14 protein-coding genes are annotated in these 15,803 nt (G+C 57.2%); 4 read left to right on the forward strand and 10 right to left on the reverse strand.

Annotation, left to right across the window (positions count from 1 at the left end):
- Positions 1 to 30: 30 nt before the first annotated feature.
- Together dmul_RS06895 and dmul_RS06900 are read right to left on the reverse strand one after the other, a co-directional pair.
- Positions 31 to 2,061, reverse strand: a complete 2,031-nt coding sequence (locus tag dmul_RS06895) for a urocanate hydratase (protein WP_020878296.1) — start codon at positions 2,059 to 2,061, stop codon at positions 31 to 33.
- Between the two features lie 380 nt (positions 2,062 to 2,441).
- Positions 2,442 to 4,316, reverse strand: a complete 1,875-nt coding sequence (locus dmul_RS06900; protein WP_020878297.1) for an alpha-amylase family glycosyl hydrolase — start codon at positions 4,314 to 4,316, stop codon at positions 2,442 to 2,444.
- A 320-nt stretch (positions 4,317 to 4,636) separates the two neighbouring features.
- Here dmul_RS06900 and larC point away from each other — a divergent pair, with 320 nt between their 5' ends.
- Complete coding sequence (gene larC, locus dmul_RS06905; protein ID WP_020878298.1) at positions 4,637 to 5,854, forward strand: nickel pincer cofactor biosynthesis protein LarC; 1,218 nt, start codon at positions 4,637 to 4,639, stop codon at positions 5,852 to 5,854.
- On the opposite strand, the gene dmul_RS06910 is transcribed toward larC, so the two are convergent.
- Positions 5,847 to 6,884: a GMP reductase gene (locus tag dmul_RS06910; RefSeq protein ID WP_020878299.1), complete on the reverse strand. Its 1,038-nt coding sequence runs from the start codon at positions 6,882 to 6,884 to the stop codon at positions 5,847 to 5,849. The two genes, larC and dmul_RS06910, sit on opposite strands and share 8 nt — an antisense overlap.
- A 349-nt stretch (positions 6,885 to 7,233) precedes the next feature.
- On the opposite strand from dmul_RS06910, the gene dmul_RS06915 reads away from it, so the two are divergent.
- The 3 genes from dmul_RS06915 (at position 7,234) to dmul_RS06925 (ending at position 9,064) form a co-directional block, all read left to right on the forward strand.
- Positions 7,234 to 8,070, forward strand: a complete 837-nt coding sequence (locus dmul_RS06915) for an MBL fold metallo-hydrolase (protein ID WP_020878300.1) — start codon at positions 7,234 to 7,236, stop codon at positions 8,068 to 8,070.
- Between the two features lie 153 nt (positions 8,071 to 8,223).
- The gene (locus tag dmul_RS06920; RefSeq protein ID WP_020878301.1) at positions 8,224 to 8,745 is read left to right on the forward strand and encodes a gamma carbonic anhydrase family protein; all 522 of its coding nucleotides are present in this window, start codon (positions 8,224 to 8,226) and stop codon (positions 8,743 to 8,745) included.
- Between the two features lie 25 nt (positions 8,746 to 8,770).
- Positions 8,771 to 9,064 carry a hypothetical protein gene (locus dmul_RS06925; RefSeq protein WP_020878302.1) on the forward strand — a complete coding sequence of 98 codons (294 nt, stop codon included), beginning with the start codon at positions 8,771 to 8,773 and terminating at the stop codon, positions 9,062 to 9,064.
- A gap of 107 nt (positions 9,065 to 9,171) precedes the next feature.
- On the opposite strand, the gene dmul_RS06930 is transcribed toward dmul_RS06925, so the two are convergent.
- The 7 genes from dmul_RS06930 to dmul_RS06960 all read right to left on the reverse strand — a co-directional run bounded on the left by dmul_RS06930 (position 9,172) and on the right by dmul_RS06960 (position 15,793).
- A complete protein-coding gene (locus dmul_RS06930; RefSeq protein ID WP_020878303.1) occupies positions 9,172 to 9,360 on the reverse strand; it encodes a ferredoxin in 189 nt (62 codons plus the stop codon).
- Between the two features lie 317 nt (positions 9,361 to 9,677).
- Positions 9,678 to 9,863, reverse strand: a complete 186-nt coding sequence (locus tag dmul_RS06935) for an ATP-binding protein (RefSeq protein WP_020878304.1) — start codon at positions 9,861 to 9,863, stop codon at positions 9,678 to 9,680.
- Positions 9,864 to 10,077: 214 nt separating this feature from the next.
- Entirely contained in the window at positions 10,078 to 11,718 is a 1,641-nt protein-coding gene (locus tag dmul_RS06940; protein ID WP_144016517.1) for a B12-binding domain-containing radical SAM protein, read from the reverse strand.
- A gap of 29 nt (positions 11,719 to 11,747) precedes the next feature.
- Positions 11,748 to 12,305, reverse strand: coding sequence for a type I restriction enzyme HsdR N-terminal domain-containing protein (locus tag dmul_RS06945; protein WP_234979164.1), 558 nt, complete (start codon positions 12,303 to 12,305; stop codon positions 11,748 to 11,750).
- Positions 12,306 to 12,368: 63 nt separating this feature from the next.
- Complete coding sequence (gpmI, locus tag dmul_RS06950; protein WP_276327570.1) at positions 12,369 to 13,958, reverse strand: 2,3-bisphosphoglycerate-independent phosphoglycerate mutase; 1,590 nt, start codon at positions 13,956 to 13,958, stop codon at positions 12,369 to 12,371.
- The gene (gene rsfS, locus dmul_RS06955) at positions 13,945 to 14,418 is read right to left on the reverse strand and encodes a ribosome silencing factor (protein ID WP_020878308.1); all 474 of its coding nucleotides are present in this window, start codon (positions 14,416 to 14,418) and stop codon (positions 13,945 to 13,947) included. The genes gpmI and rsfS overlap by 14 nt, the downstream gene beginning before the upstream one ends.
- Before the next feature lie 118 nt (positions 14,419 to 14,536).
- Positions 14,537 to 15,793, reverse strand: a complete 1,257-nt coding sequence (locus tag dmul_RS06960) for a glutamate-5-semialdehyde dehydrogenase (protein ID WP_020878309.1) — start codon at positions 15,791 to 15,793, stop codon at positions 14,537 to 14,539.
- Positions 15,794 to 15,803: the final 10 nt, after the last annotated feature.

The following is a 15,803-nucleotide window of genomic DNA, read 5'->3' on the forward strand; positions in this document are numbered from 1 at the left end:
TCCGCAGCAGGCCTTTGGCGGGAACCCGATCTACCGGGATTTGGGAAACAGGGCGTCCACCGTTTCCGTCACCAATGCATCATCGGTCAGGTACGGAAGGGTAATCTGATCGCCGTTGACATTCTCCTGGTTGTACGCCATGGCCACGGCCATGGCATTGGGGTTTCGTGCCCAATTGCGTCGCGCCACGCCGCCCATGACGTCCCAGGACATGGCCGATCGAATCACGGCGTCCACCCGCTCGCCGCCGTCGAGGACGAGTCCGAACCCGCCGTTGACGGCTTTGCCGATGCCGGTACCGCCACCGTTGTGCAGCGCCACCAGAGACATGCCCCGGGCAGCGTTTCCCGCGAAGCAATGTGTCGCCATGTCGGCGGTGACGTTGCTGCCGTCCCGGATATTGGCCGTCTCCCGGAAGGGGGAGTCTGTTCCCCCCGGATCGTGGTGGTCCCGGCCCACCATGATGGGACCGATCTCACCCGAGCGGACCATGGCGTTGAACCTGAGGGCGATGGCGGTTCGACCGGCGGCGTCCTGATATAGAATGCGGGCCTGGCTTCCCACCACCAACCGGTGTTTTTCGGCGTCGCGAATCCAGGCCCGGTTGTCCCGGTCTTCGGGACGTCGTTCGGGGTCGATGCAGGCCATGGCGGCCTGATCGGTCCGCGCGAGATCTTCGGGATCTCCTGAAAGGCAGACCCAACGAAAAGGGCCGTAACCGTAATCGAAGATAGGACCCATAATATCTTCAAAATAGGAAGGAAAAATGAATCCTTCCCTGGCGTCCCGACCGTTCTTGGCGATCTCGGGAACACCGGCGTCGAAAACCGCTTTGAGAAAAGCGTTGCCGTAGTCGAAAAAATAGGCCCCGCGTGCCGAAAGGATCCGGATGAGTTCGAAATGGCGCCGGAGGCTTCGATCGACCATCTGTCGAAAAAGGCGTCTGTCGGCGGTCAACAGTCGCGTCCGCTCCTCGAAGCTCACGCCCTGGGGACAGTAACCGCCGTCATAAGCCACGTGGCAGGAGGTCTGATCCGAAAGGAGATCCACATGAATGTTTTTGGCGACGATGTACTCCAGCAAATCGACAACGTTTCCATGGTAGGCCAGGGAAAGGGGTGTTCCGGAGCGGGCGGCGGCGGCGGCCTTGATGAATATCTCGTCGGGGTCGGGCGACATCTCGTCGACCCACCCCTGATCCATCCGAGTGCGGATTCGTGACGCGTCCACTTCGGCGATGACCGAAACGGCACCGGCGATGGCGGCGGCCTTGGGCTGGGCGCCGCTCATGCCCCCCAATCCCGAGGAGACGAACAGGAGTCCCCTGAGATTTTGGTCGGCTGCCACTCCGCACATTTTGCGTCCGGCGTTGAGGAGGGTGTTGTAGGTGCCGTGGACAATGCCCTGGGGGCCGATGTACATCCATCCTCCGGCAGTCATCTGGCCGTAGGAGGAGACCCCCATCTGGGCCGCGATCTCCCAGTCGTCGGGGTTGTCATAGAGCCCGACCATAAGGCCGTTGGTAATGATGACCCGGGGCGCCTCCGGTCCGGACTTGAATAGTCCCAGCGGATGCCCTGACTGTACTACCAGGGTCTGGGCTTCGGTCAGTTCCTCAAGATAGCGTTTGATGAGCCGGTATTGCATCCAGTTCTGGCAAACGCTGCCGGTTTCACCGTAGGTGACCAATTCGTAGGGGTAGAGGGCCACGTCACTATCGAGGTTGTTGTCGATCATGAGTTGGAAAGCCTTGCCCGCCAGGCAGTTGCCTCGGTAGGTGTTCACCGGTCGGGCGGTGATGGGCTCCCGGGGCCGAAAACGATACCCGTAGATCCGGCCCCGCGTTCTCAGTTCGTTCAGGAACTCGGGGGCCAGGACGGCGTGATGGGTCCCGGGAATATAGCGGAGGGCGTTTTTAAGAGCGATTTCCGTCTGAGCGCGAGAAAGGCGGAATCCTCTGTCGGGGGCCCGCCGGATATCCGGCGCAAAGGGCGGCATCGGGGGCAACGCGCTTTCGATCCGGATTCTCATGGCTTCGGATATCTGACGATGGGTCAACATGGCGATTCTCCCTCCTGTCTGAAATCCCCGGGGTGGCTGCGGGCCTCTGCCGAACGGCCATGTTACGGCCCAGGATAGTGGGGACGGCGTGCGGGACTTGTATATACATTACCTGTCTCGTAGAACAGATCCGTAATCTTGTCAAGCAGGTCCCGCCGATCCCCTCATCGGTGCCGCGGCATGACGGTTTTCACGGCCGGAGAGCCATCCTCGATGCCGGCTTTTGTACCGATTTCCCGGCTCTCCGGAAGCCCTCGGGGATAGAGCCCCGTGGGGAGACGATATTGTATTTCAGGCATTGTCCGGGATGTGCCCGAAGCGGTCTTGAGCCATTTCTTTGATGAGGGGAAGCAGATCCAGCTCCGCCAGGTATTTTCCCTTTATTCTGCCGTAACGATCGTCCAGATGCGGCCGTAATTGCTTGGGACGGTCAGCCACACCACCTGTTTTTGGGCGATATTGGCCAGGTTGTCCTCGCCGTGCAGTTCCTCGATGTAGTCGCCTGCAAACGGAAAACTGAAGGAAACCCGCTGCTCCTGGTCACCGAAGTTGAGCGCTACAAGGCTGAATTGTGCCTCCCAGCACCGGGCGAAGAGCATCACCCCCTTGCTCTGGTATCGATTGAAATGGTTGTAGAAGTAATGTTCCCCGCAGCGCATCTGTATCCGGTTTCGCCGGATTCTGATCAGCTTGCGCACCAGCGAAATGACGCGTTTTCCGATGGGATCGTAGAAATAGTCCCACCGCACCGGCCGGAACATGAGGATGCGTCCCCATCCATGTTCGGGAACGGCGTAGTTCTCCGCAAACTCCTGTCCCTGCCAGATCATGGGGATGCCCTTGGCGGTCATCAGGCCGATGAGATAGGGTTGGGTTTTGAACCAGAGACCTCGATCTCCCTCGCTCAGGAGATCGCTGCGATCACGGTTAAGGATGCCGAAGTTGCAGACGAACCGCGAGTGATCATGATTTTCGATATACTGAAGGGCTGATTTGGCGAGGGAATCTCCGCCGGACGTTACCTCGGTCGGATACTGGAAAAGGCCGAACCGAAGCCCGAGGCTTTCGAGGTCGGAAGGGTTCCCAAGCGTCGCCCGCCTTGCCGCTTCCAGGGTCTCGTTCTGCCAGGTGCAGGTGGAGTAGGATGTCTCGAGAATCTCCCTGGGCGCTTCAAGCTGTTCGGCACACTGGATGAGCCGGATCCCCTCGTCGCCGGCAAAGCGTCGCCAGTGTCCCCCTTCGGCCGTTTTCGCCTTCAGGTGCTGGAAGGTGTGATAGACGAGAGCGGCATAACCTTGTCCCATGGGGCCGTCCCAGTAATTGGGAACGCAATCGTATCGGAAACCGTCGATATGATAGCAGTCGAGCCAGTGATGGTTGACGGTAAAAAAGAAATTCCGTGTAAAGGCATGCCGAAAGTCCGTGCTTTCGCCAAAATAGTTCTTGGCGAAGGATCCCATGAAGGGGTTTTCATTGAAACCCAATCGGCGATAGAGGTAGCTGTAAGGAAAGCTTTCGCTGGTATGGCCGTAGACGGCGTCCAGGATGACGGCGATGCCCCGCTGATGAGCGGCATCGATAAGCCGCTGAAAGTTTTTGCGGTTGCCGAATCGCTCGTCCACGCCAAAATAGCCGATGGGCAGAAATCCCCAGTCCACGGTGTTGGCCGTGTTGGATACGGGCATGATCTCGATGCCGTTGATGCCAAGGTCCGCCAGATAATCGAGACGATCGATGGTGCGGTCGATGTCTCCGCCGAATTCGCTGATCATCAACTCGTAGAGCACCAGATCGGACAGGATGGGGACCGTCCAATGCGTTTCGGCTTCGCTCCACTGATAAGGGACATACCCGATCGTTATAGCCGACAGTTTCCCGACCCCGAATTCCCGGGCGAAAGGATCAATGATCCAGTCCACGTCGCCTGAGATATCGGGATGTTCAAGCAGGTACCGATAGACGTATTTACCGGGCTCTCCCCACCGGGAGGCTGCGTGAGCTTTGGGGCGGGCACCGATATCGACCTCGGCCCGCCAGATATCGCCGTAGTCCGGGTCTTCGCCATGGGTCATCTCAAACCTCTCAGGGGCGATTTCCTGGAGGAACTGGTCGTGTTCATGGATGATCTTGACCCACATGCGATAGCCGGAATCGGCTGAAATCCAGGGCATCAGGATGCTGAAGTTGACGACACGGGGGGACGTTTCCCGGGGACCCAGCCGGTGAAGCGGCAGAAGCGTCATCTGTTCCGTCATTTGCGTAGCCTCTCATGTTGGACAGACCGTCTGAGATAACGTGGGGTGTGGTGAGATGAAACGCCGAACACGTGCGAGCCCAACTAAAAATTCCGCATGTTTTTTGGTAGTCGATTGTGGTCGAGCCAGGTTCGGTCTGAGTTATAGCGGTAAAAATAAGCTTCTTCCGCTTTCTTTTCAAGAAAAACCTCAAATCTTTTTTTGCCGGGTGGTATGGTGAAACACCTGTTGGTTGACAGGCCGCAGGGGGCAGGGTAGATATAGGAAGCGCCGGTCGGGGGAAAAGACCGGCAATTGATGGACTGATCGGGACGCAACGGATGAAGATCGCTTATTTTGACTGTTTTGCGGGTGCCGCCGGGAATATGATCCTGGGTGCCCTCCTGGACGCGGGTCTTGACGTCGGGCGCCTTACCGGCGAGTTGGAAAAATTGGGCCTCAAGGGATACGATCTCAGGGTCTTTTCCGCCATTCGACGCGGGATTGGTGGGACGTTCGTCAATGTCGCGGTGGACGAAGCCGTCCACCGTCATCAGCACCGGCGGCTGCCCGGGATTCGGGCAATGATCGAGAAAAGCAGCCTGAAGCCTGCCGTCAAGGCGAGGAGTCTTGCGGTGTTTGAACGTCTGGCCGATGCTGAAGCGACAGTACATCGAATAGCCAGGGACGAGGTTCATTTTCACGAGGTGGGTGCCGTGGACGCGGTGGTCGACGTCGTAGGCGGTGTCGCCGGACTGGACCTACTCGGTGTCGAGGCGGTCTATTGTTCGGCGCTTCATGTCGGGGGCGGTACTGTGGCGAGCGCCCACGGCATCCTGCCGGTGCCGGCCCCGGCCACCGCCGAGTTGCTCAGGGGGGTTCCTGTTTATGATCAGGGGATTCGGAGCGAACTCCTCACACCCACGGGGGCCGCCATTCTCACCACCCTCGCCTCGGGGTTCGGACCCATGCCGGCCATGCGGACGGCATCCGTGGGCTACGGTGCCGGCACGGCCGACCTCGAAATTCCCAATCTGCTGCGTGTTCAAATCGGCGACACCGAGGACGACGCTGCCGGCTATCGGACCGAGCAGGTGGCGGTGATGGAGACCGTCGTGGACGACATGGATCCCCAGATCTGGGGTCATGTGGTTCAACGGCTGTTCGATATGGGGGCTCTGGACGTGTTTTTGTCGCCTGTCCAGATGAAAAAGCACCGTCCGGGCACGCTTGCGACCGTCGTTTGCCGGCCGGAGCACGTGCGGATTTTCGCAGACGTACTGATGCGCGAGACCACCAGTATCGGCGTTCGATGGCGGACCGAGGACCGAATTACGGCACGCAGAGTCGTCGTCTCCTGCGACACGCCGTTGGGGACGGTCCGCTGCAAGTTCGCCTTTCGGGAAGACGAGATCATCAATGTCAAGCCCGAGTATGACGATTGCCGTCGGATTGCCTGTGAAACGAATCTCCCCTTGAAAACCGTTATGGAAACTGCGAAACGCTTCGCCTTCATACGGAAACGAGAGACCGGCAGTGATGCCGAGGGGGCTATTTGAAGGTCTTGTTTTCCTGCTCCGTCGTCCGGATGAAGGTGGTCCGCTTGGCCAGTTCCTTGAGCTTGGCTGCCCCGACGTAGGTGCAGGTCGAACGGATACCCCCAAGGATGTCCTGGACCGTACCCTCAACGCTTCCCCGGTAAGGTACGATAACGGTTTTTCCCTCGGAAGCCCGGTATTCGGCAACACCACCGTTGTATTTTTCCATGGCCGTGCTTGAACTCATTCCGTAGAACTCGACGCATCGCTCGCCGCCAAGTTCGAGAATCTCCCCACCGCATTCGTCGTGTCCGGCGAACATTCCCCCCAGCATGACGAAGTCGGCTCCGGCCCCGAATGCCTTGGCCACGTCGCCGGGGCAGGTGCAGCCGCCGTCTGCGATGATGAGGCCCTTGAGGCCGTGCGCCGCATCGGCGCATTCGATGATGGCCGAGAGTTGGGGGTATCCGACGCCCGTCTTTACCCGGGTGGTGCAGACCGATCCCGGCCCGATACCCACCTTGATCATGTCGGCCCCGGCCAGGATCAGCTCCTCCACCATCTCCCCCGTGACGACGTTTCCGGCGGCGATGAGCTTTTCAGGAAACGTCTCCCTGATTTTCTTGACATAATCCACGAAAAACTCGGTGTAGCCATTGGCCACGTCGATACAGATGAACGAAAGTTTGGGGCTGCGCCGAATAATATCCTTGAGTTTGATGAAGTCTTCATCCGAGGCGCCGGCACTCACCATGATGTGATCATAGATGGAAGGTGCCCTGGTTTCGAGGAAACGCTGCCAGTCGTCCGGGGAATAGTGTTTGTGGACGGCCGTGAGCAGGCCGTACCGGGCCAATTCGTCGGTCATGGCAAAGGTGCCCACGGTGTCCATGTTGGCGGCGATGACCGGGATACCGGTCCAGGTCTTCTGGGTGTGACGAAACACGTAGGTTCGGTTGAGATCCACCTGAGCGCGACTTTTGAGGGTGGAGCGTTTGGGGCGGATCATGACATCCTTGAATCCGAGCTTCACTTCATATTCGATGCGCATGGATATGTTCCTTGGATGAGAAGCTGTTGACAAGACCTAACGGGGCCACAATTTGTCGGGGATCTGAACGAAGGGGTCGAAAGGTTTTTTAAACCCAACCATTGGCCTTCTGTTGGTGCGATGGATCCTTAAAGGCCCTTTTATTCCATACAGGTAAAACCAGCTCGAATGCAATGCGGTTTTTTAAAAAATTCGATTTGCTCTGATGCGATCGGCTGAAGGCGATCCCATAATGAATTTGACATCGCGGAATTATCCATTATAAATAAAGACATATTTCCAATCAGCCCTTGCGGTCGCCGGCAACGGTAAGGAAAAATATTCCATCAATATTCCGAGAGGAGGATCCATGAAAGCACGGTTGACCATTCTGTGCGAAAATTCGATCGGCGTACCGCTTGGCGTCATCGGTGAGCACGGTTTTTCCTGCCATGTGGAGACGGATAGCGGCGAGTACTTGTTTGATACCGGTCAGGGCTTTGGAATTCTATCGAATGCTCTGGCCCTTGGCAAGGACCTGAGAAAGATCGCGGCAGTCATGATCAGCCATGGCCACTATGACCACACCGGCGGGCTGCCGGCGGTCCTGAAGATGCGGGGCGATGTTCCGGTCCACGGACATCCGGGCATCTTTGTTGAGCGATTTTACAGCGTAGGCGGCAAGCGGCGGGACATCGGCATTCCTTACCGACGAAGCTGGCTGGAATCCCTGGGTGCTGATTTTCGTCTCGCTACCGATATGACCGAGGTGGGGCCGGGTGTTTATCTGACGGGAGAAATTCCTCGGAAGACATCTTTCGAGAAAGGGGATCCCCACATGTTCGCTCGTACGGCCGACGGGCGGACGTTGGATCCCGACCCGATTCCGGACGATCTGTCGATGATTGTCGATTCGGACGCGGGCCTCATTCTGGTATTGGGATGCGCCCATGCCGGTATGGTCAATATCATCGAACATGTCATGGCCGAAACCGGCCGGGACCGGATCTATGCCGTCATCGGCGGCACCCATTTAGCGTTCGCAGGCGATGCACAGTTTGAGGAAACCGTCAGGGCCATCGACCGATACCGTATCGACAAAGTGGGGGTTTCTCATTGTACCGGCCTGGAGAGGGCTTCTCAACTCCATGCCCGACTGAAGGAGCGATTTTTTTTCGGTTGTGTCGGATCGGTGTTGGACGGTTGATATTTTCGATGAGTTGGACGGCTCGGCGAAACGAGAAAAGTCCTGATCGGATGCGCCAGTTAAACGTTGACATCCCCGTTCGTTTTGGAGAGCATGCATCTCGGTCTGCAAACACCGACGGGACATCCGGGAATCGGATCGACAGGAGACGACATGATTATTGAATTCAAGGGAAAACGCCCCAGAATCGGAAAGAATGTGTTCATCGCGCCGAACGCGGTGGTGATCGGCGACGTCGAGATCGGAGACGGATCGAGCATTTGGTTCAATACGGTCATCCGGGGGGATTCGGACATCATCCGGATCGGCCGAAGCACGAACATCCAGGACAATTGTACCGTCCATATCGACGAAGGGAAGCCCACGATCATCGGCGATAACGTGACCGTGGGTCATAACACCGTGGTGCATGGCTGCATCGTCGAGGATCTTTGTCTCATCGGCATCCATTCGACCGTTTTGAGCGGTGCCCACATCAAACGAGGTTCCATCATCGCGTCCAACGCGTTGGTCATGGAGGGAAAGACGGTGGGACCTTTTCACCTGGTGGCGGGCGTGCCGGCCACCCTCAAGAAAACGCTCCCCGAGACGATTCTCGATGTCTTGAAGGCGTCTGCGGAGCTCTATCGCAATAAAGTCCGCGATTTTCAGGCGGCGAAGATTGTCGAAAAATAGTTATTCAGGAAAGAGGACATGAAAGATGCACGAACTGATCAACGAAAGCGGATGGGTGTGGGTGTTTGTTCAAGATCCCGGCAATGATGAGCGGTATGTCGGTCAACACTATCAGGAAGACGATATATCATTCATTCCGGCGTTTATCGAGAAGGAGGAGGCGCTCAAGTGCTATAGTCGGATGAAACTGGAGAAAGGCCGAAAATACGAAGCCCAGGCAGTTCACTACGACGACCTGATCCGGGAGGCGGCCGCCAACGGTTTTGTGGTGTTTCTCCTCAACGGTCAAGGTGAGATCATAGACAAGATTCTGACCTGAAAGCATGAAACGCCGCCGGTTCTTCCGGAAACGGGCGGCGTTTTTATCATCATAAGCGCCTTGCGACCCCCGTCATCGGTTACGGCGGGGCTTTGGAGATTTCAGGCTCAGTTCTCCTCGACGGTGATCGCATCCACTTCGCAAACCTCGACGCAACTTTCGCAACCGATACACTCCTCAGCATTTACAGGGACGGATTTGCCGTCCTGCATTTCGAAGACCTCCACGGGACAGACGTCTACGCATTCTTCACATCCGACACATTTCGTTTCATCTACGGTGGGGGTAAAAGCCATTTTTTTGTCCTTTCAAATCGGATTTCCATGGCCTCGACAAAAAGACGCCATGGAGATCCGGAAGGCAGTGCATGAGCACTGAATCGATATTTTGGATAACGACGGTATCTGACACGGATATTTTCCCCGAAGGATAAACAGGGTCACCAGATCTATGATACCTATATGGACGTTGGGCGGTAGGCTGAGGCAGGGAATGATTGTGCAATAACCGTCTACCATTTGGAAAAAATAACAATATGCCGGCGTTCGTTCAGGCCTCCCCGATGCTGAATTGTTTGTCGGGGAGGCCCACCGGTTACCTGGGGACGGCGCTGTTAGTCTTCGACCAACTCAATGGCGTCCGCTTCACAGACCTCGACACAGCTTTCGCACATGACGCATTCATCCGGGTTGACCACTTTGGATTTGTTGTTCTCCATCTCGAACACGTCCTGAGGACAATTATCCACACATTCTTCACAGCCAACACATTTTTCTTCGTCAACGACAGGGTAGCCCATTCTTGTATCTCCTTTTAGGGTTGATTAACGATCCGAATTTTTTATATTCATCGGAACTTATTGGATATTTCACTTTGGCTGCCAATCCGTCATCCGGTTTTGGCCGCCGAAAGTGCCTTATACCAATTGTGGGATCGAGTCAAGCCTTCATCACCATTTTTCAGACACCGTTAATGGTGTGCTATTGTAAAATTCTGTATTAATACTAAAATGATTAAATATCAAAAATATTTTTCAACCCGTCCCTGAAAGAAAGCGCCAACTCCGACGATACGTTATGATCAAATATCTCGCCGTCAGGGGTCATGCCGCGGATGCGGCTGTCATGGAAAAAAGCGGCAAGCAAAGCCCTCCCAAGGCGGTTGCGAGACCCGTGTGGATCGAGACCGGATTCCCGGAGAGGCCTTGCCTGAGGCAGGCGCTCACCTGAATTCAGGAGCAAACGCATGAAGCCGAGAATTCGTCCCAGGCGAAGCAAGGTGACCGACTCCCGCCGGGTGGTCTTGAGGGAAAGCGGAAGCGCAGTGGATCGCATGAGGGAAAATCGTTTCGGAAGAAGGCCGTCATTCGAGAGTTTCGCGTAGTCGGCGCTCCCGGGCGCGGGATAGTAAACCGAAATTCCGGCGAGGACGTCGAGGTCGGCCAGATAGAGAAGATCCCGGAGGGAATCCTGCGCTGATTGGTCGGGAGCTCCCACGATAATGTAACAGACGACGTTCAACCCCTCCTCCCGGGCTGCCGAAACGGCCGCTTCCGTCGCTTTTTTAACATCCGGGCGCCTGAATCGCCGGAGTTGCCCCGGTGCGGTCGTCCCCAGGGAGAGGTTCAGCGTACGGAAGCCCGCGAGTTTCATGGCGCGGATCATCGTCGCATCCAGGGATGGGGCAAAAAGCCCGTTCATGGCTCTCAGCTCCAAATCGAGACCCTGAAACCGCCGTGCCGTGTCGTCGAGAAGCGCCAGAAACCCGTCGCGATCCAGTGAAAGGTTTTCATCTTCGAAGTCGATGAACCTTGCCCCATAACGGGTGACGGCCGTCTCCATCTCGCGGATCACCTGCGCCTTGGATCGTACCCGATAGCGGACGGCACCTCCGCCTACGGCACAATAGCTGCAGTTCATGGGACAGCCTCGGCTCGTCATGACCACCGCGGCGCCCTTATGGTTTCGCCGATAGTAGGCATGCCGGATCAGGTCCAAAGCGGGGAGGGGATGGGCGTCCAGGTTTTCCAGCTCGACAGGGGGGCTCACGGCGAGGGTACGATCGGGCTTTCGAAAGACAATGCCGGGAACCGCCGAGACATTTCTGCCCTTTCTCAGGGCGCAGGCCAAAAGGGTCATGGCTGTCTCGCCTTCTCCCCGGATGACAAAGTCGACGGCATCTTCGGCCATGACCGTCTCGGGAAGGACCGTTGGATGGTGACCGCCCATGACAATGCGGCACCGGGGATGAAAGGCCTTGACGGTTCGAGCCGTTTCCAGGGCCTCGTCGCTGTACGCGGTGAACAGCGAGGAAATGCCCACCAGAAATGCTCCGGAGTCACGGGCCGTTTTTCCGATATGCGCATAGCTGTAGCCAAAATGTTTGAAGGTATGGAAGAGACCGAAGGGCGAGATGTCGATTTTGCCGTAGAATCTTCTCAGATAGTCCATCTCGGAGGGTAGTGCGATCTCCCGGGATTTGCCGACGGCCAGGGCGTCCATAATGTCGACGGTGAATCCGTTTTTCAGCAGTTCGGCGGCGATACAGGCCAGACCGTAAGGAATGGTCCGTTTTTCAGTGAGGTAGAAATCCCGGATGGGGGGCTGGATCAGCAGGATGTCGGCCATGGCGTGTCGACCGGGTTTTGCGGGCAAGGGGCGCTCATATGATCACATCACCGCGATCATGCTTCGCCGCTCATGATGCGGTTGACATTCATGCTGTCATAGGACCTGAAAATAAGGCCCTCCCGGTATCGCTTTTCTTCGGGAAAGGCTTCCGGGCTCATGTCCGACAGGCGTCGGGTTGCATCATCCTTTGAGGGAACGGCATCGAGCCCCTGGGCGATCCTTTTTCCGGAAAGGGTCTCGATCACCAGGGCGGTCTTTCCGTCTGACACCACGGCATAGGGTGAGGGGAATGGGGTCAGAAGTCTCGCTGCGGCAACAATCTCCCGTTCCCGCGACCCTAGTGAGCCCGGGGCGCATTTGATACACATCAAAATTCTTCCGGCAATGCGGACCACGATATCGATTTTGGAACGATAGATTTCGCCTGCGATATCGACCTCGAGGGGAAGGTCCACGGTGATGTCGGTTGGGAAAAACCCCTTCTCTTCGACCAGAAAGCGTTCAACGGCCTGACGATTTTCCTCGGCCCCGATGTTGGGTACGGTTCTGCCGGTGATGAAATCCACGAGGGTTTCCGTTTGAGGGTGAGGGACCATGGCGTGTTCCTCCATAATGCTGCCGTCATATCGATAGGTTTAAAGGAATGCAGAATACCGTTTTCGGTAAGCCGGGCGTCAGTCCATCAGGGATTTCCCCGTCATGGCTTCAGGCTTGTCGATGCCCATAATATTCAGCATCGTTGGAGCGATATCACCAAGCTTGCCCTCCCGAAGCCGAATGGTCTTCCGGCGTTCGTCCACCAGGATGAGACGAACCGGGTTGACGGTATGAGCGGTGTAGGGATTTCCGTCGTCGCCGATCATCTTTTCGGCATTGCCGTGGTCGGCCGTGATGATGACGGCACCGTCCTGAGCCAGGACTTCGTCGACGATTTTCGCTACGCACCGGTCCACCGTCTCACAGGCTTTCACCGCCGCCGGAATCACGCCTGTGTGGCCGACCATGTCCATGTTGGCGAAGTTCAGAACAACCATGCCGTAGGCCCGGGTTCGAAGACGGTCCAGGACCGCTTCGGTCACCTCAAGGGCGCTCATTTCGGGCTTTTCATCGTAGGTCGCCACTTCCCGGGGGGAGGGAATCAGTACCCGGTCTTCGCCGGGAAAGGGCGCCTCCTCGCCACCGTTGAAGAAATAGGTGACATGGGCGTATTTTTCCGTCTCTGCGATGCGAAGCTGACGAATCCCCTGACGGCTCACCACCTCTCCGAGAATATCGTCCAAATGGATCGGCGGAAATGCAATGGGAAGGGTAAAGGTTTCGTCATAGGCGGTCATGGTGGCGTAGACGGCGATATTGGGCTGCCGTTTTCGGGCGAAACCGCTGAAGGACGGGTCGGTGAAAGCCGATGTTATCTCCCGGGCGCGGTCGGCACGAAAATTGAAAAAAATGACGGCATCCCCATCGTCAATGACGGCAATGGATTTCTGGGATTCGTCGGCGATTACGACAGGTTTGATGAATTCATCGGTTTCGCCCCGGCGGTAAGCGTTCCGGACGGCTTCAACAGGATCGGTTTCCGGGATGCCTGCGCCTTCCGTGTAGAGTTGATAGGCCGATTCGATCCGCTCCCACCGCCGATCCCGGTCCATGGCATAATAACGTCCGCAGACGGAAGCAATCTGGCCGTATCCATGGGCGGTCATGTGCGCCTTCACTCGCCGGAGGTAGTCCTCTCCGCCGGTGGGAGAGGTGTCTCGCCCGTCGGTAATGGCATGAACATACGTCCTTGGTACGCCCGCATTTCTGGCCATGTCGAGAAGGGCCAGGAGGTGCTTGATCTGGCTGTGGACCCCGCCGTCGGAAACCAGTCCCATCAAATGGAGAGCGGATCCGTTTTGCTTGACGCTTGCCATGGTGTCGCTAAAGACGGTGTTCGTGAAAAAACTGCCGTCCTCGATGGCCCGGTCGATGCGAAGAAGATCCTGATAGACGATTCGTCCGGCGCCGATGTTGAGGTGCCCGACTTCGGAATTGCCCATGATGCCGGCGGGCAGTCCGACGGATTCACCTGAGCAGCGGAGTTGCGTGGTGGGGTACTCGGTCGAGAGCCGATCAAGGGTCGGGGTTCGCGCCAGGCTGACCGCGTTGCCTTTGCCCTCACTGTCGATACCCCAGCCGTCAAGGATCATGAGCATGCACAGACGACCGTTGCTTCTGCCGCCGGTTTTCGATGGATCGAATTCTATCGGGTCAGGCTTCATCATGCACCTCCGTTTCTTGTGATGCGTCGGCGGATCCGCGACTGCTTCTCAGTTCGGATGTGCCGTCGGTATTGGACACAGCGGCAGCGGCGATCATATCGGCGGTTTTGATGCGGCGTGCGTCGGCCCAAAGCCCCTCGAGATCGTAAAAGCTGCGGATGGCGTCGTAAAAGACGTGAAGAATCACATGGCCGTAATCAAGGAGTACCCAGTGGCCGCTTTTTGCGCCTTCGACGCTGAGGGGGCGGATGCCTTCTGCCTTGAGGGTTGTCTGAATGTGTTCGGCGATGGCGGACACCTGCCGGTTCGACCGACCGCTGCAGATGATGAAATAATCCGCGATGGATGTCAGTTTGCCCACATCGAGAACCACCAGTCCCAGGGCTTTTTTGCCGAGAGCCGCCCGGACATAGCGATCGAGACGGGCATCGGTATTCGGCGCCGTGGCCGTATTGTCAGTCATTTTAAAACATGCGTTCCTTTGGCTTATCAACTTTCGACTTGTCACGAACCCCTGAAAACCGAAAGTTGAATGGATTAAAGATCGTCGTTTCCTGAATCGTTGTCGGATCAAGGAAACTTCAGGACCGGATCTGTCCGTCCCCGAAAACTACGAACTTGGTCGTGGTGAGTTCGTCGATGCCCATGGGGCCAAAGGCATGAAGCTTGGAGGTGCTGATGCCGATTTCGGCGCCCAATCCCAACTGCCCACCGTCGTTAAACCGCGTCGAGGCATTGACGAGAACGACCGAAGCATCCATTTCCCGGACGAATCGCCGGGCCCGCCGGTAGTCGGAGGTCACGATGGCCTCGGTGTGGCTGGAGCCGTATTGGGTCATGTGGGCGACGGCCGCATCCATATCGTCCACGACCCGCACGGCGAGGACCAGATCGAGGTATTCTTCATACCAGTCCGCCTCCGTGGCCGGAGAGGTTCCGGTCAGAATCCGGCAGGTTTCGGGGCATCCGCGAAGTGCGACGCCGGCGGCAGCGAAGCGCCGGGCCATACGCGGCAGGAACTCGTCTGCCACGGTCCGATGGACCAGGAGGGTTTCCATGGCGTTGCAAACGCCCGGGCGCTGAACCTTGGCATTGAAGCTGATCTCCTCGGCCATGTCGAGATCGGCGCTTTCGTCGACGAAGACATGACAGACCCCCTTGTAATGCTTCAGGACGGGGATTCGAGAATTTTCGACGACAAAACGAATGAGACTCTCGCCGCCTCTGGGAATGATCAGATCGACGAACGCCTCTTGAGCCAGTAAAATGTTCACCGCCTCGCGATCCCGGACCGGAACGATCTGAACGGCCTTTTCGGGCATGTCCGCCGCTTTGAGAGCCCGTGTGATGATTTCTGCGAGGGCCTGGTTGGAATGGAGGGCTTCGGATCCCCCTCTCAGAATGACGGCGTTGCCGGATTTGAAACAGAGCCCCGCGGCGTCGATGGTCACGTTAGGCCTGGATTCATAAATAATACCGATGACCCCCAGAGGGATTCTCATGCGGGATACCTCGAGCCCGTTGGGCCGGGTCCAGGTCTTGGTGACGGCCCCCACGGGATCGTCGAGGGCGGCAACCTCCCGGAGCCCCTGGGCCATGGATTGAATGGTGGCGTCCTTTACGGTGAGGCGGTCGATCATGGCATCCGAGAGTCCCAGGTCGCGGGCACGGTCCAGATCCTTCTGGTTTTCAGCCTGAATGCTTGCGGCTTCCGCCTCGATCCGATCGGCGATGTTGAGCAGTACCTTGTTTTTTTGAGCCGTAGGGCAACGGGCCATCCAAATGGAGGCCGCTTTCGCCGCCCGAGCCATCTCCAGAATCACGGATTCAATGTTCATATCTTCCCCT

The sequence above is a fragment of the Desulfococcus multivorans genome (assembly GCF_001854245.1).
Classification (GTDB): Bacteria; Desulfobacterota; Desulfobacteria; order Desulfobacterales; family Desulfococcaceae; genus Desulfococcus; species Desulfococcus multivorans.

What these genes read in the sequence shown, in the direction of transcription:
- dmul_RS06895 (WP_020878296.1), bottom strand. Translation starts at nt 2,061, where the DNA reads ATGTTGACCCATCGTCAGATATCCGAAGCCATGAGAATCCGGATCGAA.
- dmul_RS06900 (WP_020878297.1), bottom strand. Translation starts at nt 4,316, where the DNA reads ATGACGGAACAGATGACGCTTCTGCCGCTTCACCGGCTGGGTCCCCGG.
- larC (WP_020878298.1), top strand. Translation starts at nt 4,637, where the DNA reads ATGAAGATCGCTTATTTTGACTGTTTTGCGGGTGCCGCCGGGAATATG.
- dmul_RS06910 (WP_020878299.1), bottom strand. Translation starts at nt 6,884, where the DNA reads ATGCGCATCGAATATGAAGTGAAGCTCGGATTCAAGGATGTCATGATC.
- dmul_RS06915 (WP_020878300.1), top strand. Translation starts at nt 7,234, where the DNA reads ATGAAAGCACGGTTGACCATTCTGTGCGAAAATTCGATCGGCGTACCG.
- dmul_RS06920 (WP_020878301.1), top strand. Translation starts at nt 8,224, where the DNA reads ATGATTATTGAATTCAAGGGAAAACGCCCCAGAATCGGAAAGAATGTG.
- dmul_RS06925 (WP_020878302.1), top strand. Translation starts at nt 8,771, where the DNA reads ATGCACGAACTGATCAACGAAAGCGGATGGGTGTGGGTGTTTGTTCAA.
- dmul_RS06930 (WP_020878303.1), bottom strand. Translation starts at nt 9,360, where the DNA reads ATGGCTTTTACCCCCACCGTAGATGAAACGAAATGTGTCGGATGTGAA.
- dmul_RS06935 (WP_020878304.1), bottom strand. Translation starts at nt 9,863, where the DNA reads ATGGGCTACCCTGTCGTTGACGAAGAAAAATGTGTTGGCTGTGAAGAA.
- dmul_RS06945 (WP_234979164.1), bottom strand. Translation starts at nt 12,305, where the DNA reads ATGGAGGAACACGCCATGGTCCCTCACCCTCAAACGGAAACCCTCGTG.
- gpmI (WP_276327570.1), bottom strand. Translation starts at nt 13,958, where the DNA reads ATGATGAAGCCTGACCCGATAGAATTCGATCCATCGAAAACCGGCGGC.
- rsfS (WP_020878308.1), bottom strand. Translation starts at nt 14,418, where the DNA reads ATGACTGACAATACGGCCACGGCGCCGAATACCGATGCCCGTCTCGAT.
- dmul_RS06960 (WP_020878309.1), bottom strand. Translation starts at nt 15,793, where the DNA reads ATGAACATTGAATCCGTGATTCTGGAGATGGCTCGGGCGGCGAAAGCG.